Raw genomic sequence first — 19,950 nt, forward strand, 5'->3', positions numbered from 1 at the left:
CGTGCTGATCGACACGCCGCCGGTGCTCGCCGTCTCCGACGCGACCGCGCTTGCGGATAGCTGCGGCACGGTGTTGCTGGTGACCCGCTTCGAGACCACTTCCATTGCGCAGGTGCTGGAGGCGACCAAGCAGCTCAAGCAGGCGAATGCCCGGGTGAAGGGTGTGATCTTCAACGCGATCGATACGGATGTCTATCGCTATAGTCTGGGCGCGCGCGCAGGCCTCTATCGCAGTGCTTCCTATCTCGACGCATTGCCCGCCAGCGGAAAGACGCAGAAAGGCTAGCCTTCAGACGACAACCATCGTCGTGTAGAGCGATGAAAAATTCACCCGGACTTCGACGTAGATAAATTGTGAATATCAAACATTCGATCGTCAGTATCGCTGGAGTCGTACTGAGTCAGGCGCTCAATTTCGTTTCGATTCTATTGATCGGGAAGTTCTGCGGGCCGACGGCTCTCGGGTATTTCAGCCAGCTCATGGCCGGTGGTCTTTTTATAGGGTCGGTGATCGGCTTGCGTCTGGAGGTTGCGTGCATGGCGGCGGACAAGGCCCAGGCCGTGCGCGCAATGACGAGTTCCAGTGCGGTCGCCATAGGGATCGGCGTGGCGCTCGTGGTGGCCACGGCAGCGGTCGGGCATACGGAATACATACCTGTTATCGGTCTGGCACTTGGCGTGTTCCTGCAACAGGCGTTGTGCGGAGCACTCACCACCGAAAGAAAGTACGCGCAAATCGCGACGATCCGGTTCTTCCCTAATGCCGCGTTCGCCGTCTACTTCGTCTGCATGATGATGTTTTCGAAAGGGGAGTGCACAGGCACCACTGTATTCAACATCTATAGCTGGCTTTTTCTGGCCTCGACTGTTGTGCCCGCCGCGATCTGCCTTTACTCGGCGCGCCGGATGATCCCGTTGGCCTTCATCAGGTTCTCCGCGCTTCAGATCCAGTATGCAAAATTTGGTGTGCCGACCACTACGCTGAATTCCTTCGTGATCTATGCGTCCGCCATTTTGATGCCGATGATCTTCGATCATCGTGAAGCCGGCATCTTTGCGCTGGCGTATCGTGTGGGGTACTTCCCTGCGTCCCTCTTGTCGCAAAGTTTGGGCGCTGTCTTCCGCCGCGATCTGATCGATTATTTCGACGGCCACAGAAAAGACAGAGTGAATCCCTCGAAACAGTTTTTTACTATGCTGACGTTTATCAGCATTTCTCTGGTGGCAGCGTGCTATGCAGGCCTTAGCCTCATTATCCACATGAAGATGGGCGACGAATGGGAACCGTCGATGTCTGTGTACCTGATCTTTGTTCCCTATTTCATCACGATGGCGATCTATGGCTCGATGGCTCAGGTATTCATTGTCGCGAACCGGCTGAAGATCGACTTGATGATTCAAGCAGTCAATGCCGTATCGATCTTCCTGATCTTTGCGACGGCTCAATTCCTCGGCGTCGGGTTCATCCACTCGCTTCTTCTGCTCAGCGTCTGTGGCACGATCGTGGCAAGTGCGGGTACTTACCAGGCGCTCAAGATCGGCAAGGAGCCGGACGCTTATTTGAATCGCCAACCTAGTTTTGAAGCGCCGTGATCTCTGCGCTCAAAAATCAGCGACGCTGCAAGTTTAGCTCCTCCACCGCGAGGCGAGTCGCTCACTTGTTCAGGGAAAGAGAATGCGCATTGTAAAACTCCCCGGCATCATCGGCAGGAATGCGAGTCCAGGTGTGTCGGCCGTGGTCTGGTTCATTCTGTTCATCGCACTTTATGCGATCTCCGCGTTTCACCAGAGCACGTTGCCGGCGCGTTTTCTGTTGGATGAACTGGTGATCTTCGACCGGATGAAGACCGTCACGGCTTTCAGGGCGTTTGGCGACTCATTTGACAATCTCGCGTGGCTGTTCAACTTCTTCGGTCTCCAGAGTTTCTCCATTTCTTTGATAGGATTTCTCGCATCGACTATCGGCATGTTTGTCGCCGTCTGGCGTTCCGGTGTCACTTCGCTAAAACCGGCCGAGTTCTTTCTGGTTGCGTTCTGGCTCGCCAATCAGACCGTCTACATCGGCGTTCCATCGAAAGAAATCATCATTTCGGTTCTGGTTCTTTTGATGCTGTTTTACAACTCGTCGCGTGCGATATTGGTTTTGTTTGTCGTCCTGGCAGCGCTGGTAGCCGTGTACTTCAGATCGTACTGGGGCATTACACTGGCCGCAACCGTGTTTCTTTATTTCGCGCCAAACGGCTTCAGAAGGCCGGTTTCATTGATCTTTTTCGCGCTGGCCATGTTTGTGATGGTCGCCTTCGTGTTCCAGAAGGCCTATGGCGAATCACTGGATTTCGCAAGGCAGAACGCCAATGAGTGGCGGGACCCGGAGGAAGTGGGGTCGATGATCGTACAGTTCATTCCAGGCAGTGGTATGTTCATTGGCGTGGCGAACGTTGCCATCACGCTGGCGACCTTCGTTTTGCCGGTGCGGTTGATTACGTCGGGTTCTCCGCTGCAAATGCTGGGCGGCATTGGCGTGTTTTTCACTTTTGCGATGGTGTTTATGCGTTATCGCTCCGCGGCGGCGCTATTTCCGGTGGGCCGATTCGAGACGCTTTGTTTTTGTTTTCTGGTCAGTTTCCTGTCAACGCAAGCTATTTTCGAGCCGGACTACGGGTCATTTCTGCGGCATCTTTCGCCGGTGTCGCCGATGATCATGTTTTTCGTCCTGCGGCTCTCGTACGATGAACACATAGCGGTATCGGCGCAGAGTGCGTCGCGAGTGAACGACGGCGCCCATCACCAGTCCACATTGTCGAAGCATCGCAGCGCCTCCTGAATCGCAATGACGGTCCGCTGATTCAGTAGGCCGTCGATGAAGCACATGATCGTAAACATCGGGGCGAACTATCTGACGCGCATCGGTGGGTATGACGTGACGCTGCGCGTGGCGATCGACAACATCACGAATCGCCGCTACTGGATGTTCCAGTACTCGGACTACATCGCGCCGGGCGATCCGCGCATGGTCAGCGTGAACGCGAAGATCGATTTCTGATCTGAATTGCGCGGTGTCGCGGGCCGTGGCGGGCTCACTGTGCGCCGCCGGCGCGCATGGCCCGGTATTCCCGCTGCACGATGTCCATCAGCTCCGCCACCGAAGTCAGCGCGCTCTGTTGCTCGTAGGTCACGCGCCCTCGCTGCATCAACATGATGCGATCCGCGATATCGAGCGTCTGCGCATAGTTGTGCATGATCATGATGATCGAGAGGCCGCCTTTTTCCTTCAAGCGCATCAGTAGGTCGATGATGAGTCCCGCCTCGCGCGCGCCCATCGCGGCGAGCGGTTCGTCGAGCAACAGGATTTTTGCGTTCGAATGCACGGCGCGCGCCACGGCGATCGCTTGGCGCTGGCCGCCCGAAAGACGCTCCACGGGCAAATCCACCGAAGGCACGTGCACGCCGATATCGTCGAGGCATTGCGCCGCGCGCTCGCGCATCCGTTTGTGGTCGAGCAGCCTGAACGGCCCGCGCCGCACGATTTCGCGGTTCAGGAACATGTTGTGGTAAATACTCAGCGAATTCGCGAGCGCGAGATCCTGATACACGCATTCGATGCCGAGCGAACGCGCATGATCGACCGAGCGCAACAGCGTCTCCTCGTCGTCGATGTGGAGCGTGCCGCTCGTTTGCTGATGAAAGCCCGTGAGGATCTTCACGAGCGTGGACTTGCCCGCGCCGTTGTCGCCGAGTATGCCGAGGATCTCGCCCTTGCCGAGCGTGAGCGAGACGCCATCGAGCGCCGTCACCGCGCCGAAGCGCTTGACGAGGCTGTCGCCGCGCAGCGCGAGCGGGGCGTTCGGCGCGCTGCGCGCAGCGGCCGTGGCATTGGCGCCCGCGGAGGAGGTTTGCGATTGGTCCATCATCGTCCACCCTTGCGGCGAATGCGCCCGACGTGGATGTTGAAGATCATCGCCGCCAGAATCGCGGCGCCAAGAATGATGTTGAACGTAAACGCGTTGATACCGATCAGTGTAAAGCCGTCGTTCAGAATGCCGAGCACCGCTGCGCCGATGAGTCCGCCCACGATGGTGCCCGAGCCGCCCGTGAGCGGCGTGCCGCCGATCACGGCGGCGGCCACGGCAAGGAACATGATCTGGTTGCCGCCGGCCTGCGGGTCGATCGAGGTAATGCGAAAGGCTTCGAGCATGCCGGTGAAGCCCGCCAGCACCGCGGCGAGGACGAAGTTGCCGAGGCGCAGTCGCTTCACATGTATGCCGGCCTCGCTCGCGCCGAGCGGATTCGCACCCGCGGCCTGCGTATGCAGGCCCCAGCGTGTATGTCGCAACAGCACGTGCATCGCGGCCGCGATCACCACGGTCCAGATGATCTCGCTGTAGCCCCACGCGCCCATGAACGCGGCGAAGGTGGGCGATCCCGGCGTGGCGGCGGGCGTGCCGCGCGAGATCGTGAGCGTGATACCGTTGATCAGAAAGAGCGTGCCGAGCGTCGTAACGAACGAGGGCAGCCGCAGCCAAACCGACACCGTCCCGTTCACGAAGCCGACGATTCCCGCGGCCACGAGCCCCGCGATCACGGCGAGCCACATCGGCGCGCCCGCGTCATTCGCGAACACCATCATGAATGGCGCGAACGCGAACACCATGCCCGCCGACAGATCGATGTCGCCGCCGATCATCAACATGATTTCGCCGAACGCGATGATCGCCACCGGCGCGATGAACTGCGACAGGTTGACGAGGCTCGCGTTGGTGAGCAGGAAATCGTGGTTTGCGAATTCGAAGTAGGCGGCCAGCAGCACGGCCACGAGCAGGATGCGCAGCTCGGCCGCCCATTGAGACGCGAAGGAAACGCCCGCGCGCCGGGGCGCGCGGACCGCTTTGCTGGTTTCGTTCACTGTATTCATCAGGACTTGATTGCGCCGGATCTCGGAACGATTTGCTCCTTGTCGGTCTTGCCTTCAAAGCGCGTCGAGGTATTCAGGTACGGCTCGACGTTATCCTTCGTCACGAATTTCAGGCCGGTGTTGATGTCGGCCGGGCCGACGAGGCCGCCGGAGCTGAGGAACACGAACGCCTCCATCACCGTATAGAAACCCTGGACGTAGGGCTGCTGATCGATGGTGAAGTCGAGGAAACCTTCGTGGATCAGCTGGATCGTGCTCGGCAGCAGGTCGAAGCCGCCGCCGTGCACGCCTTTGGACGGCAGGTTCGACTCTTTCATCACCTGCGCGACGCCCTGCGTGCTGCCCGCATCCACCGCGAACATGCCTTTCAGGTCCTGGTGGCCCAGGTAGAACGCCTTGATCTTCGACAGCTCCTCGTTGACGGTCGCGCCCGTGGCCACGGTCTGGATGTCGATCTTCTTGCCGGACTTCTTGATGGCGTCGCTCGCACCGTCCAGACGCGGCTGGATGTTGAGCTGCCCCGGCGTGGCGATGAACAGCCCGACCATGCCGCTGTCGATCAGACTGACGATGCGCTCGCCCATCTGGTAGCCCGACAGATACAGGTCCTGGCCGATATACGCGAGGCGCGGATTCTTCTTGCCGCGCGGCGCGTCGGCGTTGTACGCGAACACCGGAATTCCGGCGTCGAGCGCGGCCAGGATGGGCTTGTCGAAAGCGCTCGGATCGACGATCGGCACCGCGATGGCGTCGGCCTTCGCGGCAATCGCCGAGTTCACGGCGCGGACCATTTCGCCGGCATCGGACGTGGCCGAGCCGGTCCACTGATAATCCATGTCGAGTAGCGAGCAGGCATCCTGAATGCCGTACTGCGTGGGCACGAAGAACGGGTTGGTGGTGACGTGATTGACGAACACGATCCTCCACTTCTTGTGCGACGGAAAAGCCGTCTGCGCTGCCTGCGCGGTGCCGATCAGACCGCCCGCGCCGCCTAGCGCGCAAATCAGCGAAAGCGCTGCGCCGAGTCCCGCGCCCTGCATCAGCCCCCGCCGCGCCGTGCTGAAACCGTTGCCGCTGTTTTTCTGATCGTCATCCCGTTGCTGTGCCATCTGATCCTCCGGTTCTTGTCTTCATTGGTCGATGTGGTCGACGTCGCGTCGATTGCGTGCAGATGCTGGACGGCACCGGGAGTTCGCGGGGCAGCGCGAGAGCTTGGCGTGGGACGTGCAACCCCGATTCGGAAGCGCTCGATACGCGCCGTGCGGTACCGCAAAAATGTTAGTGCAGTGCGGTAGCGACTCCTAATCCATGTATACCCGTAACCGTTCCGAAGATTGGGACGCCGGGTCAGGATGCGTGTTTACCACGAGCGGCTGATCGCGCGGATGGGTGCGCGGCGCTCAAAGCTCGCCGCCCGCCAACACCGTCGCCACGTGCTCGCGCAACGTCGGCAGCACCGCGCCCTCGAACCAGGCATTGCGCTTGAACCACGCGATATTGCGCGGCGACGGATCGAGCGACGTGTCGAGTTTCGACGGACGTTTGGTGGTAACAGCCATAAAGCGGTGCGAGGTGACTGGTGCGCAGTCGTGTCGTGAGTCGGCTCAGTTCTGCGCCTGAGCCGGATAGATCAGCGTGCCGTCGGCCTGGGGCTCGGCGCCCGGTGTCATCGTGGCGGCGTTCGTGTGATGTGCGTCCATGATGTGCAGCACGGTTTCATCGTGCATCAGCAGATAGTCCGTAATGATACGCCGGTGGCAGCGCCACCAGACCGCCTCCGAGCACATGATCGCGCAGCGCTGCCCATGACCGAGCGTCAGAAGTTGCGCCAGTCCCTCGCGAAACGCGGCGCTCATTGCATAGTCGGCATAGTTGCGAAAGGCCGGATGCGTCCAGTACGCATTCGGCGACGGCGCGTCAACCTTGCGCCTGCTGCGGCGTCCGCCGAGCGCGGCGAGATGCATGTAGTCGATATGTTCCGGTGCGAGCGAGGCGGGCAGCGTGTCGCGATTGAACTGCGGGTTGGTCCGCGAGCGCGGGATGCTGCGCACGTCGACGAGCAAGGCGATCTGCTCGCCTTTCAGTAAGTCGACGAATTCCTGCAACGGACGCGTCGAGTGGCCGATCGTGAAAAAAGGGCGTTTCGTTTCCATGCGTGCTTCGCCGGCGCTGATAGCGGCGACGATCCCTACAGACTTACAACGTGTGGCGCAGTAACGTCAACTGTGTCCCGATTCAGGTACGAGTCGGAGTTGCAACAATGCACCCGCGACGGCGCCCGCGCCGCACGCAGTCGCCCGCGCATTTTCTTTCGACCCGCTTGCACCATGACCGACGGCCTGCCCAATCCCCAACGTGCGTTTGCGTACATCGCGATCGCCATCGCGATGACGATGTCGGTGCTCGACACCTCGATCGTCAACGTCGCGCTGCCCACCATCAGCAACGACCTCGCGGTATCGCCCGCAAGCGCGATCTGGGTCGTCAACGCTTATCAGCTGGCGATCACGGTGTCCTTGCTGCCGCTCGCGGTGCTCGGGGACAGCCTCGGCTACAAACGGGTCTACTGCTACGGACTCGCGCTTTTCACGCTGGCGTCGTTCGCCTGCGCGAATGCGCATACGCTGCTGGTGCTTGCGGTCGCTCGCGTGTTTCAGGGCTTCGGCGCGGCCGGCATCATGAGCGTGAATATCGCGCTGGTGCGCTTCGTTTTCCCGAAGGCACGGCTTGGCGTCGGCGTCGGCTATTCGTCGCTGGTGGTGGCCGTTTCGGCGGCGGCGGGGCCGAGTATCGCGTCGGCGATTCTGGCGGTCGCGCACTGGCAGTGGCTGTTCCTCGTCAACGTGCCGCTCGGCGTGCTGGCGCTGTCGATCGGCGCGCGCACCTTGCCCGCGACGCCGACCTCGGGGGCTCGCCTGAGCGGCCTGAGCGTCCTGCTCAACGCGCTCACATTCGGCCTGCTGATCTCCGGTCTCGCGGCATTCAACCAGGCGGGCGCGACGCAGCGCGGCGCCGTGATGGTCGCGATCGCACTGGTGGCCGGCGTGCTGTTCGTGCGACGCGAAAGCCGGCTCGCGACCCCGATGCTGCCCATCGACCTGCTGCGCATGCCGGTGTTTTCATTGTCGATGGCGACGTCGATCTGCTCGTTCGCGGCGCAGACGATGGCGTACATCATGTTGCCGTTTTACTTCGAGCAGACGCTGAAGCTGTCGGAAACACAGACAGGCATTCTGATGACGCCGTGGCCGCTCGTGACCGCGTTGATCGCACCGGTCGCGGGCCGGCTGTCCGATCGGTGGGCGCCGGGACGCATCAGCAGCGTCGGGCTCGTCGTGTTCGGCTGCGGACTCGCGATGCTCTGCCAGCTCGGCGAGACGGCGACGCGTTTCGACATCGTGTGGCGGCTCGCGGTCTGCGGCCTCGGCTTCGGTATCTTTCAGTCGCCGAACAACCGCGTGATCATCGGCAGTGCGCCGCGGCATCGCAGCGGCGGCGCGTCCGGCCTGCAATCGATGGGTCGTCTGCTCGGCCAGTCGAGCGGCGCGGTGGCGGTGTCCATCGTGTTCGGACTCGTGCATGGCCAGCATCTCACGTTGATTGCCGGCATTGCCGCGGCGCTCGCGTTGATCGCGGCCGGCGTGAGTTCGGTGCGGCGTATGACGGAGCACAGCGACGCCCCGCCGGAACAGCAGGCTACGCCAACGCGGCCGGTCTCCGAGCGTTGACGCGGGTGCGGCGTCGTTCCGCCGCCCATACGCCTACGCGAAATTCGAAGGCGCCGCCTTCAGCACGTCGACGTGCTTCGGAATCAGGCCGAGATCGAGGAACGTATCGGCGATCTGTTGCTGCTCGCCGAGAATCGCGCGGGTAATCGGCTGCGTGCCGAACTGCTGACGCTGCACCGCCACGTCCACGACCTGCTTCGGCAGACCCCATAGCTGCGCGAGTTCGCTGGCGAGCTGATCCTTGTTCTGCCTGCCCCACTGATCGACCTTGTCGAGTTCTTCGATCAGGATCCGGACCACGTCGGGATTGTTCGCCGCATAACTCTGCGACGAGAAGTAGAACGCCCGATTGCCGACTACGCCGCTTGCATCGGCAATCACGCGAGCGCCGAGCGATTGCTCCGCCGCGGCGAAGAAAGGATCCCAGATGACCCACGCGTCGATCGACGCCCGCTCGAACGCGGCGCGTGCATCGGCGGGCGCGAGGAACACGAGCTTTACGTCGCCGTATTGCAGGCCATGCTGGCGCAGTAGTTTGACGAGAAAGTAGTGGACGTTGCTGCCTTTGTTGAGCGCGATCCGTTTGCCCTTCAGGTCCGCGACCGAGCGGATCGTCGATTGCGGCGGCACCAGCACCGCTTCCGACCGCGGCCGCTTGACGGTCGCCGCCACATAGGCCAACGGTGCGCCGGCGGCCTGTGCGAAGATCGGCGGTGCTTCGCCGACGTCGCCGAAATCGATCGAGCCGACGTTCAGTGCTTCCAGTTGCACGGGGCCCGCAGCGAACTCGGTCCATGTAACCGATACGTGCAGCGGCGCGAGCCGTTTTTCGAGGGTGCCGCGGCCCTTCAGCAGATTCAGGTAACCCTTCTGATTGCCGACGCGCAGCGTGCGCGCGTTGCCTTGCGCGAACGAAAGCGGTGCTGCCGCGGCCGCTGCGGCGCCGAGCGAAAGTTTCAGGAAGGTGCGGCGGTCGTGGAGCGTTCTGTTAATGGACATGACGGACGATACGATCAGGAGGGCGATGAAGAAGGCAGGATGCGCGGCGGCCGAAGCGCCGCGGCGTGAGTCGCGCGTTGTTCGTGCGTCAGGTTAGTGCTGGGGCGCGCCATCCCATGCCGGCAGCGTGGCGCCGTGATAAACGGTCAGGATCGCTTTTGTCGTAGCCATGTTTTGAAAAGAGATCGAAGTGTAGGTCCGGAGATCGTAGAGAGGCGCTCGTTAGTGCACAAATAATATCGAGCGCTATCGTTATCGCGCTTGAGCGTAAGCGGCGGTACGACGTGCATGGCGCTGCTGGGAATAAGCCAAGCGCGATCGCCGCGCTGGCATGAAGCGAGCCGCAGCGGGGTTGGCGGACGCCGGATCGTGCGAATGTCCGCTGGCGCGGTTTTCGTTTCAGGTTGCGTGCCGGAACAGATGTGCGGGCTCGCGTGCGTCGTCCGTCATTTGTTCTGGAAAGGCACCCGGTTCTAACCAGGTGGCGGCGGGGAGGGGGCTATGGGAGCCGAAATGGAGGCGCTGTCTGGCAGACCGCGACGGCAGGCGGTCCTCAGAAGCAAGCGCATCAAGCCCGCGGCGGCAACAGTGCCGAAAGCAGCCGGCGCAACTGCGCCAATTCGCTTGCCGTCAGCCTTTCAGTGAGAATGCGCTCGACCTGCTCGACGCGCGGACGCAAGGCCGAGAGCTGCTTCTTACCGGCAGTGGTGAGAAACAGCACATAACTGCGCTTGTCGACAGGATCGTCCGCGCGCTCGATCTGGCCATTGCGTACCATGCGCGCAACGAGATCGGCAATCGTCGAACGATCCACGTCGAGTTTGTCTCCGAGTTGCCGCTGACTGACGCCAGGCGTCTCGTGCAAGACCTCGAGCGCCGCGTACTGCACGCTCGTGATCTCCGCGGAAACCTCGCTCAGCCAGACCGCTGCATGGCGCTGTTGGGCACGGCGCACCAGGCTGCCAGTAAATTTGGGGAGCGCGCCGGCGTCTTCGGGTTTGATCGGCAATTTCGGAGGTTTGGGTTTCGTTGTGGTTTAACGCACGCGAAAGATGGGCCGAAAGAAGGCGTTCAACTCCGCATACGCATTCAATGGGAGAACATGGGCCACGTATTGATCGGGACGTACCACGACGAGTGCACCTTGTTCGCGATCGATGCCGCGCTCGTCGAAGATATCAGTCGTCGCGTCGCTCGTAAATCCCTTTTCGTAGTCGATGAGGCCGTGGCGACCCTTGCGCGGCAGCAGGAGGGCGGGGACGTCTTCGAGGCGGACTTCGCGATGCGGCTGTTGCAGCACCGCGCGCAGATCGAGAACGCTGTCCACGTCGGCGTCCTTCGGCGTGAAGAGCCTCAAAACGGAATCGGGCGACTTGTCGAGATGCTCGCACAGCGCATCCAGCGCACGACGCGACGCGTCCGCGAAAGCGTACAGGCGCCAGCGGCCGTCCGCTTGCGCGGCATGCCCTAGATGGAACGGTTTTGCATCAGCGAGGCGAACGACAGGCGACGAGTGAAAGCGCGTACCGATCGCAAAGCCTTTGGCGAGCGCCTGATGCGTCGCTTCACCGGTCAGGGTGGCCGGCCGGTAACGCGTTGCGACGCCAGCCGTGTAGTGGCCAGCGCGAACGAAGTACGCCTGAAGCTCCGCGGGATCGACGCCGCCCGCCTCGGGCCGGTTGGGATCCTTCGGTGGCGCGGCCATCATCGCCGACCATTCCTTGTCGAAATCGATCAGCTCCTGCGCAATAGGTTGGCGCTCGTCCGAATACGTGCGCAACAGAGCGGCGTCGCTGCGGCCCTCCAGCACCGCGCCGAGCTTCCAGCCGAGATTGAAGCCGTCCTGCATCGACACGTTCATGCCCTGACCCGCTTTGGCGCTATGCGTGTGGCAGGCGTCGCCCGCGATGAACACGCGAGGCTCGCGCGAAGTGCCGTCGGCGGCGATGGCATCGTCGAAGCGGTCGGTGAGGCGCTGCCCGACCTCATAGACCGAGAACCACGCCACTTCTTTTACGTCGAGCGTATAGGGATGGAGGATGCGCTGCGCCGTCTCGATGATGCGATCGACCGTGATCTGCTTGATGCTGTCGCGGTTCTCCGGGGTGACATCGCCGAGGTCGACGTAGAAGCGGACCAGATATCCGCCTTCACGCGGAATGATCAGCAGGTTGCCCCTGCTCGCGGACTGAATCGCCGCTTTCAGCCGGATGTCCGGAAAGTCGCTGACCGCCAGCGCGTCCATCACGCCCCACGCATGGTTGGCCGCGTCACCACGCAGCGTTTGTCCGATGGCGGTGCGTACGCGGCTGCGAGCGCCGTCGCAACCGACGACATAGCGCGCACGCACGGACATCGTCTCGTCGAGCCGCGCGGGATCGGTATGGCGCAGCGTGACCAGCACCGGGTATGCGTGCGTATCGTCGCGCTGAACGTCGACCACTTCGAGGCCGTAGTCCGGTTCGATTCGTCGCGCGGAGCGGCGCATCACGTCGAGCAGATATTCCTGGATGCGGGCCTGATTGACGATGACGTGCGGAAATTCCGAAAGGCCTGTTTCGGTATCCTGAACTCGGCCGGTACGACTGATCGCGCCGCGGTCATTTGCATCGGGTCGCCAGAATACTGTTTCATTGACCCAATAGGCTTCTTGCAGCAGGCGGTCACTGAGGCCGAACGCATTGAACATCTCGACGGTACGGCACGCCACGCCATCGGCCTGACCCATCTGCAACGGTCCGTCGCGACGCTCGACGACGCGCGTGCCGATCGACGGGAATTGCGACAGCTGCGCCGCCAGTACGAGGCCGGCAGGGCCGCTGCCGACGATCAGCACGTCGACCGTCTCGGGCATCTGCGCCGCATGCGCATTGCCGATGACTGGCTCGATCGTCGGATCGCCGACCCGGAAACCGTTGAGATGAAATTGCATGACGTCCTCCTCCGTTCAGTAGATATCTGCTGAACGCGAATATACTCCGTACCCAAACCATTTTGAAGTACTTCGTGGGAGGATGGATGTTTACCCTGGTTCGGTAGAGCGCTCGTGGACTTTCGGGAACGGCTGATTCAATGGCCGTGCCAATGGCCCCCATGGTCACCCCAGTAGCCGCCAATGCCGATGCCGAGGCTCACGGACGGCGCGACGTAATACCCGGGGGCATAGCCATAGGCGGGCGCTGGCTCATAACCGTAGCCAGAGCTGGGCGGCGGCGGGGCGACGACGCAGCCCGCCAGGCCAACTGCCACGATGATTGCAAAGAGTAGTCTGGTCATGATCGTTTTCCTCCAATGATTGAGGAGACGCAAGATTCAGTCCAGCCGTCTTCTGCCACCATGTCGACAGTGTCGTCCTCGGCAATGGCACCCAGAAACTCAGCGTCAGCGATGCACGTCGTTAATCACGGATGACCTCGCGCAGCACATGACGCGTGTCGAGCTGTTCGGACAGGCACTCGCTGACCCATTCGCTCATCTGCTGGAAAGAGGGATCGTTGGCCATTTCTTCGCCGAACTCGCGCAGCAACAGCAGGTCGACCACGGCACGAAAGAACTGCCGCTCGTCGTCGACACCTGCCGCGCGTAACGTGTCGATCCGCGTTCGAATCGCATCAGGCAGACCTTCGGCAGTCGGCGGCGGTCCGCCAGGCTGCATGGAAGAGGCCCCCTTGCGGCCGGAGGCCGTCCGGTCGCCCCGCTGCTCCTTTTCGGCGAGTTGTTGCCGTAGCACCTGCATTGCCTGATTGAGCGTCGAAATGGGGTCCATGGCGCGGCCGCGAATCAGTGACGGGTCTGATTGTTCTGATAGCCCGACAGCAGCAGATGGTCGTGTTGCGCCGCGGAGCCTTCTTTCGCCTGATCCGCAGTCTCGGCCTCGGCAGTCAATGTCGCGATCAGCGCGCCGACATAGGCGTTGATCAACGGATACTGCTGATTGAGCTCCATGCCGAGATTGAGCTTGTCGAGCGCGTCATCGAACTGATCGTCGGCAAACCTCAGCAGCCCATCTTTGAGCACGCGCAGTGCGTCGTACTCAGCCAGGCGATCGAGTGGCAACCAGCTTCGCGACGCCTGCGCGACGAGCCCGTTTTGCAGTTCGAGAAGCCCCAGCATGAAGCGGGCGACGTGGAGATCCGGCACGAGCGTCAACGCCTGAACGAAATCAGTACGCGCTTCGCCGTGTCGACCCTGGTTGGCGTACACCGAGCCGCGCAGGAACCACAGGCGTGCATCGAGCGGCCAGCCAGCGAGCGTCTCGTTCAGCACGTCGAGCGCATGTTCATCGGTGCCCTGCATCGCGGAGAGGACGGACGACATGACGCCATCGTTGCAGTGCGTAGGAGAATCGTGTTCATGAGTCATAGTTCTAGCCAGTGATATGCAGATGCTGGGTATTGCCGAGAAGGTTGCGCAGATCGAGCAGCGCACCGCGATGCAACTGTGAGATGCGGCCCTTGGTTACGCCGAAAATGTCGGCGATTTGCTCGAATCCCAGTCCATGAAAATAATGGTAGCGGATAATCTTCTGCTCGCGCGTGGATAATCGTGCAACAGCCGAATGCAGTTGCTCCGTTGTCTGCCTCCAGGCGATGATTTGATAAGCGGTTGCATACGGCGCGGCCTGCGCGGCGGATTCCTCGACGATGCCGGTATCGTCGAGCATGAAGCCGATCGCGAGGCCCGCGGCGAGCGTCGCGAGAGCCTGGAACGTATCGGACTGCCTGCTCGTGCGAGTGGGCGCTTCTAGTGATGCAACACGCTCGCGCCGTATCCGTTTGCGCAGCGCGATTTGTTCCTGCGCATCGCTCAGGCGCTGTACGCCGGTCAAAACGTTGCCTCTGAGGCGCGGGGTGCAGAAGGTGCGAAACGACACGCCGCGCCCGGATTCGAAGCGGTCGATTGCTTCGAGCAGACCGACGCAGGCAAGTTGCAGAAAGTCCTTGAACTCGACGTCGTCGCGGTGCCGGCCTGCGTATAGTTGCGCCGCGAGCGCCTGTGCGTAGGGCAGAAAGTGCGCGAATACGGCTTCGCGCGCTTGCGGACCGCTTTCGTCGCGTAGCGCTGCCCATAGGCTCTCCTCCAATGCGGACGCCGCGGTGCCACCGTGGGTCTCGTCGGCATTCGCATACTCCGCCGGCAAGTTCATTTGAAGCTACTCAGCACGCCGCGCAACACGAGGCTCCAGCCGTCCACCAGCACGAACATCAGCACTTTGAGCGGCAATGAGATCGTTGCGGGCGGCACCATCAGCATACCGAGCGACAGCAGCACGCTCGACACGACGAGGTCGATCAGCAGGAACGGCAGCAGGATCACGAAGCCGATCTGAAACGCAACGCGTAATTCGTTGAGGATGAACGCGGGCGTCAACTGCAACAGGCTGACGTCGGCCGGCGTCTGTGGCAGCGCCTGTTGCGACATCTCGTACATCAGCCTTAGCTCATCCTCGCGCACCTGGCGCAGCATGAAATCGCGAATCGGCGCGGTACTACTGTCGAGAGCGTGAGCGAGGTCGATCTGGCCGTGCATGAATGGCTGCAGCGCGTCGTGATTGATCACCTGCAGCGTCGGCAGCATGGCAAATGCCGTCAGGAACAGCGCGAGGCTGATCAGCACGGGTGTCGGCGGCGTTTCCGGCATGCCAAACGCGTGCCGGATCATCGCCAGCACGATCACGATGCGGACGAATGCCGTCATCGACACGATCAGTGCAGGGGCGACACTGAGTAGCGTGAGCAGCGTCGCAATGCGTACCGTTTCAGATACGCCCTTACTGTCCGCGATGACTCCGGATGCGGAACCGGAGAGCGACAGCATGCCTGCGTCACCGCTGTGCGCGATTGGCGCGATGGGCGCAGCGTCGACGAATCCGGCATACAGGCAGAAGACTCCTGACAGCAGCGCGATCAGCCAGCGCCACGCGTGAAACCGACTTCGTTGCATCATGCTTCGCGCGCTCCGTCAGGTCGATCGCGCGCGTCCAGCAGCTTGACACCGGTTGTATCCGAGGCGAGCAGGACGACGCGGCTATCGTATTCGATCAGATGAAGCGTCGTGCGCGGGCCCAGACGCAGCGATGCGGCTGCGGTGATCCGCGGCGTGAGGCTCGACGACGAACCGCACGCGCCGACCCGATGGCTTCGCCGCAAAAGCAGAATCGCAACGATACCAAGCGCGATGCAACACACGAGTGTGATGCCGACGCGCATGACGTCGACCCCCGCGAGTGCGAGGCCGGTTGCCGATAACGCATGTTGGCTTGCGGTCGCGTCGCTTGCGCCTTGCAGCCATGAGGCCGGGGTTGAAACGGTCATGGGTGCGTCGAAATTTCAGTGATTCGAATGCCGAACTGCTCACCAAGCGCGACGATCTCGGCGCGCGCAACGCTCTTGTCGTTGAGCAACACGTCGACGGCATCGCCGAGATGACGATCGAGTTCGACCACAGCGCCGGATTGCAGCGCCAGCAGTTCCTTGATCGACATCTCGGCTGAGCCGAGGCGGATATCGACGGTGACCTTCACTTCTTCGAGCAGCGCCAGCTGCGGGCGTGTCGTGTTGCGGTCGTCGAAGACGGGTTCTTGTTCGGGAAGATCGACACGCATGACGAGCGGTCGGGTGGGTGGGGTACTCAGAGTCATGGGGTATCGGGCCCGGCTATCGAAGTGAGTTGAATGGATAATTTGCCGCCGTGTTGTCCAGGCGTGCCGGCGGCGATGGGGGTGAGTCGTCCGCAATCGGACTGCGCCAACAGCAACGGGATCGGCTCGGAAATCGTCTGGTCGAGTCGGATGACGTCGCCAACGGCGAGCGTGGCCAGTTGCGGCACGCTCAGTTCGCACTGCCCGAGCATCGCCCAGAGCGATACGCGGCTCGATTCGACGGCCGCGCTGCGACGCGTGGTGGTCGGTGAGTTCGCTCCGTGAACCGTCGGCTTGCTGACGGGCAAACACGACCACAGCGCCGGCGCGCCGCAGACGAGCGTCAAGACGGTCTCGCCGCTCGTGTTCCGTATTCGGAAGCAGGCGCCGCCAAAACGAAGACGCGGTGTATCGGTGTTTCCTGTCGTGCGGACGCGGGCAGCGGACTGTTGCCCTGGAGATAACGCCGCACCGATCGCATCGAGCAGTTCGTCGACAAGCTGCTTGCCGACGTCCGCGAGCAGGGGCGCGCGAGCGTCGTCGGACAGGGCGAACGTCTTCGGCAGATCGAGCGTCTCGTTGACCAGCATGACGATCTGCCGAGGCTCGGTGAATAGCCAGACGTTGTCGCCGATTGACCACGACTCGCATTGGCCCGAAGGCGGCGCGCTGTCGAACGGATCGAGCAAGTCCACGGCTTCGACAGTGAGCTCGGGCGCGGCCAGCCACGCCTGCCGCCACGGATCGATTGCGCGCGCAAACCACGCCGCGCCGGCTGCGAGATCGCGCGCGCCGAGCGGCCGCCAGCGGATTGGCACGACGCTCATCCCTGACCTCGCATCTGGAACAGCTGCATGATCATTTCGTTGGCGGTACTGATAACCTGCGACGACGCCTGGAAGCCGCGCTGAATCAGGATCAGTTGACCAAACTCCGTCGATAGATCGACGTTCGACGCCTCGGTCGCGCCCGCGAGCAGTTGCCCAACGCCCGCGCCATTGCTGGTGCGATATTGCGGCGGCGACGCGTGCGACGCATCGAATAGACCATTCCCCTGTTGCACCAGTTGCTGCGGATTCGCAAAGCTCGCGAGCGCGATCGTGCCGAGCTCATCGGTTTGTCCGTTCGAGTATTGCAGCACCAGTCGCCCATCGACGTCGACGTTCATCGACGACAACGTACCGGTCCCATAGCCGTCCTTGTCCGACACACGCAGGCTCGAGAAGCTGCCGGCGGAGAAGCCGGTGACGCCGGTCGAGAAATCGAGTGTGACGGTGAGCGGCGGCGCGTCGGCGGAAGTCAGCGTGAAGTCGATCCGGTCGCGTCCGGGCTCGGGAATACCACCGTTGAACTGCAGCGTGCCCTGCTGGACCGGTATGTTGTTTTCGTCGGAGACGGTCACCTGCCAGCGCCCGGGAACGATGCTCGAATCGGGCGCGAACGCGATTGTCAGCGTGTGCTTGCCGCCGTTCGCGTCAAAGACGTCAACGTCCGGAATCGAGAAGCTGGTCGAACCCGTCGACAGATTGTCGGAAAACCTGATCACCGTCGTCGCCTGCGGTGGGCTGATCTGTTTGCCGGCGAGCGAAATCGGACCGAGGCTGCCCGATGCGCTCAAGGCCGCGAGTTTCAATCCCGTCGCCTTGTCCTCGATAAAGCCGTCGTTGCCGACCGCGAACTGACCGGTGCGGGCGTAACGTGCGGTGTCACCGTCGAGCAGCGTCAGAAAGCCCTTGCCCTGAATTGCAAGATCGAGCTGGCCGTTACTCACGCGCAGATCACCCTGCGCGAAATTCAACGACGAGTAACCGTACTCGACGCCGCTGCCGAATTGCATCGTGTTCATCGCGCCTGGTTCGCCCCGCGCGAACTGCTGGCCGTAATACAGATCGGCGAACCCCGGCGTCGAGGTCTTGAAGCCCGCGGTGTTCAGGTTCGCGACGTTATTGCTGATGGTTTGCAGGCCCTTCGCGTACGCCGTCAACCCGCTCATGCCGATGTAAATGCTTTCCAGCATGGAAACTCTCCTTTAAGAACCACTCGTCTGGCGCACTGCGACGATCTGCGAAATATTGGCGTTCGTCAGAAATTCGCCGCTCTCGGTTTCGATCGTCAATTGCGGCTGAGAATCCTTGAACGACAAGCTCTTCACGATGCCGCTCAGCAGCGCCGTGTCGGTCTGCACGTCGACGTTGTGGCCGAGCAGGCCGAGCGTCTGCGTGGCTGACTGGACCGACAGCAGGTCGTCGATCTTGTCCGTGATCTGGCGTGTCTGTTCGAGCGACGTGAACTGCGCGAGCTGCGACACGAACTCGAAGTTGTCGACCGGCTTTAGCGGGTCCTGATAGGTGAGCTGCGTCAGGATGATCTGCAGCAGCGATTGCATGTCGAGACCGATCGAATCGATGCGGTTGCCGACGTCGCTGCTCGAGCTGATCGGATTAGTGGCCATGAGCGATGCCTTGCGATGTAGTCGGAAAGTGTTCGACGCCGTTGACGACGACTCGCACGGCGCGCGGTACGGCGCGGCGCAGCTCGTCGAGGGCGCGCTGGGCGCGGGCGTCGGGTTCGTCCGCGTTCGTGATCGCATGGTTGATGCGTAATGCGATCGACACGCCGGCTTCGCCAGTCATCACGGTCAGACGATAGGGCGTTGGCGCGCTCCCGGCGCTGGCGCCGCTCTCGGTATTAGCGGCCTTAACGGCTCGTGAGGCGATCGATGCGGCGGACGAAGTGATACGAGCGGCCCTGTACGGTACGGCCTGTTCGCGCGACAGTGCGTCGTGAACCGTGCTGCCCGATGCTGAGAAAGACGAACTGGCGACCGTGATCGGCGACCTGGTGACGTGCCCGGCGTGAGCGCCATCGTGGTCAGGGAGCGCAGGCTCGGTGTCGCGCGCATGCGATTCGACATCGATGCGAGCGGATCTCGCCGATGCACAGCCGCGCGGCTCGCTCGCATGGTCAACGGACCTATCGCGAGCATAGGAGCGGGCGTCGAATACCGGCGCGTTGTCGTAACGTTCCGCCGGCGTGCGTCGCTGTCGTGCGGGCGTGGGATCTTCGTTCAACGCGCCGGCCTTCGCGCCCGACCACATGACTTTCTCCATCACCCGCAATACCTGATCGAACGCCGCATGCCTGGCATCGGGCTTGGGCGAACTTGCTGTGGACATCGGCGCATTGCGCCACGTTGGAAATACGGTGAGCTTCATTGGCGCTCCTCCCGCGACAGATACATGTCCTCGATCCGGCTCGCACGCTGCTCGTCGCGCTGAAGTTCGAATTGCCGCTCGACCCTGGCGGCCACGCCGCAAGCGTGCTCGGTTTGCTGTTCGTGGCGCGCCAGCACTGCGCGCTGTCGTTCGACACGCCCTGCGGCATCGCGTGTGTCCTGTTGCGCGTGCAGATGGGCGGCGCGAGCCGAGGCGAGCGCGCCTGCCCAATTGGCCGCGAGCGCAGGCGACAAGCCGTCCGGCGCCTGCAACGCGTCGCGCCATTGCGCGACATGGGCGTCGAGGCTCGCACAAAGCGATTGTTCGCGTGCGTGGCTGCGCTGATGGAGTTGAATGACTCGCACGGTATCCAGGCGCGCGCGTTCCAGTTGCAGTCGACGCAAGTCGGCGATCTCTCGTGCCGTTTCAAACTGGCGGCGTTTTTTCATGAATGAC

22 protein-coding genes and 3 pseudogenes are annotated in these 19,950 nt (G+C 62.2%); 6 read left to right on the top strand and 19 right to left on the bottom strand.

Translation table 11 applies throughout. The annotated features are described in order from the left end of the window. From F6X37_RS24060 to F6X37_RS24075, 4 genes and pseudogenes are all read left to right on the top strand, one after another. A pseudogene (locus F6X37_RS24060) lies at positions 1-286 on the top strand (tyrosine protein kinase); the annotation flags it as partial. Between the two features lie 68 nt (positions 287-354). Continuing rightward, positions 355-1,593 carry a lipopolysaccharide biosynthesis protein gene (locus F6X37_RS24065; protein ID WP_187613014.1) on the top strand — a complete coding sequence of 413 codons (1,239 nt, stop codon included), beginning with the start codon at positions 355-357 and terminating at the stop codon, positions 1,591-1,593. An 82-nt stretch (positions 1,594-1,675) separates the two neighbouring features. Further along, positions 1,676-2,824, top strand: coding sequence for a hypothetical protein (locus F6X37_RS24070; RefSeq protein WP_187613015.1), 1,149 nt, complete (start codon positions 1,676-1,678; stop codon positions 2,822-2,824). A gap of 45 nt (positions 2,825-2,869) precedes the next feature. Next, positions 2,870-3,043: pseudogene (locus tag F6X37_RS24075) on the top strand (hypothetical protein); the annotation flags it as partial. Positions 3,044-3,077: 34 nt separating this feature from the next. Here the strand turns inward: F6X37_RS24075 and F6X37_RS24080 are convergent. From F6X37_RS24080 to F6X37_RS24100, 5 genes and pseudogenes are all read right to left on the bottom strand, one after another. After that, the gene (locus F6X37_RS24080; protein WP_187613076.1) at positions 3,078-3,908 is read right to left on the bottom strand and encodes an ATP-binding cassette domain-containing protein; all 831 of its coding nucleotides are present in this window, start codon (positions 3,906-3,908) and stop codon (positions 3,078-3,080) included. Then, complete coding sequence (locus F6X37_RS24085; protein ID WP_187613016.1) at positions 3,908-4,912, bottom strand: ABC transporter permease; 1,005 nt, start codon at positions 4,910-4,912, stop codon at positions 3,908-3,910. Before F6X37_RS24085 ends, F6X37_RS24080 begins: the two co-directional genes overlap by 1 nt. Continuing rightward, positions 4,912-6,021 (bottom strand): sugar ABC transporter substrate-binding protein, encoded by a 1,110-nt coding sequence (locus tag F6X37_RS24090; RefSeq protein ID WP_187613017.1) that lies wholly within the window; start codon positions 6,019-6,021, stop codon positions 4,912-4,914. The genes F6X37_RS24085 and F6X37_RS24090 overlap by 1 nt, the downstream gene beginning before the upstream one ends. 291 nt (positions 6,022-6,312) lie before the next feature. Further along, positions 6,313-6,423 (bottom strand): annotated as a pseudogene (locus F6X37_RS24095) (uracil-DNA glycosylase family protein); the annotation flags it as partial. 93 nt (positions 6,424-6,516) lie between these two features. Next, positions 6,517-7,065 carry a DUF488 family protein gene (locus tag F6X37_RS24100; protein ID WP_187613018.1) on the bottom strand — a complete coding sequence of 183 codons (549 nt, stop codon included), beginning with the start codon at positions 7,063-7,065 and terminating at the stop codon, positions 6,517-6,519. A 174-nt stretch (positions 7,066-7,239) separates the two neighbouring features. On the opposite strand from F6X37_RS24100, the gene F6X37_RS24105 reads away from it, so the two are divergent. Beyond that, entirely contained in the window at positions 7,240-8,640 is a 1,401-nt protein-coding gene (locus F6X37_RS24105) for an MFS transporter (protein WP_187613019.1), read from the top strand. 33 nt (positions 8,641-8,673) lie between these two features. Here the strand turns inward: F6X37_RS24105 and F6X37_RS24110 are convergent, their stop codons facing one another. The 14 genes from F6X37_RS24110 to F6X37_RS24175 form a co-directional block, all read right to left on the bottom strand. Continuing rightward, positions 8,674-9,639 carry a sulfonate ABC transporter substrate-binding protein gene (locus tag F6X37_RS24110; protein ID WP_187613020.1) on the bottom strand — a complete coding sequence of 322 codons (966 nt, stop codon included), beginning with the start codon at positions 9,637-9,639 and terminating at the stop codon, positions 8,674-8,676. A 568-nt stretch (positions 9,640-10,207) separates the two neighbouring features. After that, entirely contained in the window at positions 10,208-10,648 is a 441-nt protein-coding gene (locus F6X37_RS24115; RefSeq protein ID WP_018422184.1) for a MarR family winged helix-turn-helix transcriptional regulator, read from the bottom strand. 27 nt (positions 10,649-10,675) lie between these two features. Next, the gene (locus tag F6X37_RS24120) at positions 10,676-12,571 is read right to left on the bottom strand and encodes an FAD-binding monooxygenase (protein ID WP_187613021.1); all 1,896 of its coding nucleotides are present in this window, start codon (positions 12,569-12,571) and stop codon (positions 10,676-10,678) included. 137 nt (positions 12,572-12,708) lie between these two features. After that, the gene (locus F6X37_RS24125) at positions 12,709-12,915 is read right to left on the bottom strand and encodes a hypothetical protein (protein WP_090811655.1); all 207 of its coding nucleotides are present in this window, start codon (positions 12,913-12,915) and stop codon (positions 12,709-12,711) included. A 121-nt stretch (positions 12,916-13,036) separates the two neighbouring features. Further along, entirely contained in the window at positions 13,037-13,405 is a 369-nt protein-coding gene (locus F6X37_RS24130) for a hypothetical protein (RefSeq protein WP_187613022.1), read from the bottom strand. Positions 13,406-13,419: 14 nt separating this feature from the next. Further along, on the bottom strand, positions 13,420-13,956 hold the full coding sequence (locus tag F6X37_RS24135; RefSeq protein WP_187613023.1) for a tetratricopeptide repeat protein: 537 nt from the start codon (positions 13,954-13,956) through the stop codon (positions 13,420-13,422). 49 nt (positions 13,957-14,005) lie between these two features. Further along, complete coding sequence (locus F6X37_RS24140) at positions 14,006-14,785, bottom strand: sigma-70 family RNA polymerase sigma factor (RefSeq protein WP_187613024.1); 780 nt, start codon at positions 14,783-14,785, stop codon at positions 14,006-14,008. After that, positions 14,782-15,585, bottom strand: coding sequence for a flagellar type III secretion system pore protein FliP (gene fliP, locus F6X37_RS24145; protein WP_262420006.1), 804 nt, complete (start codon positions 15,583-15,585; stop codon positions 14,782-14,784). The genes F6X37_RS24140 and fliP overlap by 4 nt, the downstream gene beginning before the upstream one ends. After that, on the bottom strand, positions 15,582-15,953 hold the full coding sequence (locus F6X37_RS24150; RefSeq protein ID WP_187613025.1) for a flagellar biosynthetic protein FliO: 372 nt from the start codon (positions 15,951-15,953) through the stop codon (positions 15,582-15,584). The genes fliP and F6X37_RS24150 overlap by 4 nt, the downstream gene beginning before the upstream one ends. Further along, positions 15,950-16,279 carry a flagellar motor switch protein FliN gene (gene fliN / locus F6X37_RS24155; protein ID WP_262420007.1) on the bottom strand — a complete coding sequence of 110 codons (330 nt, stop codon included), beginning with the start codon at positions 16,277-16,279 and terminating at the stop codon, positions 15,950-15,952. The genes F6X37_RS24150 and fliN overlap by 4 nt, the downstream gene beginning before the upstream one ends. Further along, positions 16,276-16,968 carry a FliM/FliN family flagellar motor switch protein gene (locus F6X37_RS24160; protein WP_187613026.1) on the bottom strand — a complete coding sequence of 231 codons (693 nt, stop codon included), beginning with the start codon at positions 16,966-16,968 and terminating at the stop codon, positions 16,276-16,278. The genes fliN and F6X37_RS24160 overlap by 4 nt, the downstream gene beginning before the upstream one ends. Before the next feature lie 134 nt (positions 16,969-17,102). Further along, entirely contained in the window at positions 17,103-18,296 is a 1,194-nt protein-coding gene (locus F6X37_RS24165) for a flagellar hook protein FlgE (RefSeq protein ID WP_187613027.1), read from the bottom strand. Positions 18,297-18,308: 12 nt separating this feature from the next. After that, positions 18,309-18,731, bottom strand: coding sequence for a flagellar hook assembly protein FlgD (locus tag F6X37_RS24170; RefSeq protein WP_187613028.1), 423 nt, complete (start codon positions 18,729-18,731; stop codon positions 18,309-18,311). Beyond that, on the bottom strand, positions 18,721-19,494 hold the full coding sequence (locus F6X37_RS24175; RefSeq protein ID WP_187613029.1) for a hypothetical protein: 774 nt from the start codon (positions 19,492-19,494) through the stop codon (positions 18,721-18,723). The genes F6X37_RS24170 and F6X37_RS24175 overlap by 11 nt, the downstream gene beginning before the upstream one ends. On the opposite strand from F6X37_RS24175, the gene F6X37_RS24180 reads away from it, so the two are divergent. Then, a complete protein-coding gene (locus F6X37_RS24180; protein ID WP_187613030.1) occupies positions 19,494-19,949 on the top strand; it encodes a hypothetical protein in 456 nt (151 codons plus the stop codon). The genes F6X37_RS24175 and F6X37_RS24180 overlap by 1 nt on opposite strands. Position 19,950 lies beyond the last annotated feature (1 nt).

The sequence above is a fragment of the Paraburkholderia sp. 31.1 genome, from assembly GCF_014397645.1.
Classification (GTDB): Bacteria; Pseudomonadota; Gammaproteobacteria; order Burkholderiales; family Burkholderiaceae; genus Paraburkholderia; species Paraburkholderia tuberum.